A 904-nucleotide genomic window follows, 5' to 3' on the forward strand; every position below is an offset into this window, starting at 1 on the left:
ATAGCCCAGCACCATCAGGCTCATCTCACCGCGGACCTTCTTGAAGCCGCGCACCAGGAAGTGGTCCCATCCCAACCAGCGCTTGAGGGTACCGAAGGGATGCTCGACCAGACCCGCGCGCTGACGCATCCGCTTCGGCCCCTGGTCGGCCATCCGTTGCCGATGTGCCTCGACCACCGGGGCGTGCTCGCTGCGGTAAATGCTGCGTGGGGCACCGGAGTCGGGTCGGCACACCGCCGTCAGCGGACAGTCCCGGCACGGACGGGCCGGGCGGCTGTAGCGGGTACGCCGGATGCCGTTCTTCTGCTGCGGCTGACCGCGCGGGGGCAGCAACTCACCGGCGGGGCAGATGTAAACATCACCGGTTGGGTTGTATTGGAAGCGTTTACCGCTCAGGCGGCCCTAGTCGGTGACCACCTTGTGCTGATCCGGAATGGGAACATAAACGGTGGCGTTGGCCTCTTGACAGGCGGCCAGTTGCGCCTCGCTGTAGTAACCGCTGTCGGCCACCGCGGTGATTTCGTTGACCGCCATGATTTCCATCGCCGCTCGGCATTGGCCGCTGAGCTGGTTCTGATCGTTCCCTTCGTTGCTAACTTCGTCAGACACAATGAGCTTGTGTTTGTCATCCACGCAACTTTGCATGTTGTCGCCGGTGACGGGCTGTTTCCCCTTGCTCAAGGCCCGTGCAGCGGGGTCGGTACGGGAGAATTGGGTCTCACCGCTTGCCTCTAGTCGCTCCCGTTGCGCCGGCTTGCGTGCCTGGCGTTCCTTGAGTTCCTGCAACTTCTCGGCAAGGGCGGGGTCTTCAGCAAGCCCGTCGCCCACTTGAGCTTCGTGGGCATCGTTGGCATCGAGGGACTGCGTGTAGGCTTCCAGATCACGTGCGATCTTCTTCAGCTGC

1 protein-coding gene and 1 pseudogene are annotated in these 904 nt (G+C 63.1%); both read right to left on the minus strand.

Going from position 1 to position 904, the window contains the following annotated elements:
- Positions 1 to 396: transposase (locus E1958_RS19630; protein WP_341765491.1), on the minus strand; the 396-nt coding region annotated here is incomplete at its 3' end.
- A 6-nt stretch (positions 397 to 402) separates the two neighbouring features.
- Positions 403 to 904: pseudogene (locus E1958_RS20620) on the minus strand (hypothetical protein); the annotation flags it as partial.

The organism is Candidatus Thiosymbion oneisti (genome assembly GCF_004359955.1).
Taxonomy (GTDB): Bacteria; Pseudomonadota; Gammaproteobacteria; order Chromatiales; family Chromatiaceae; genus Thiosymbion; species Thiosymbion oneisti.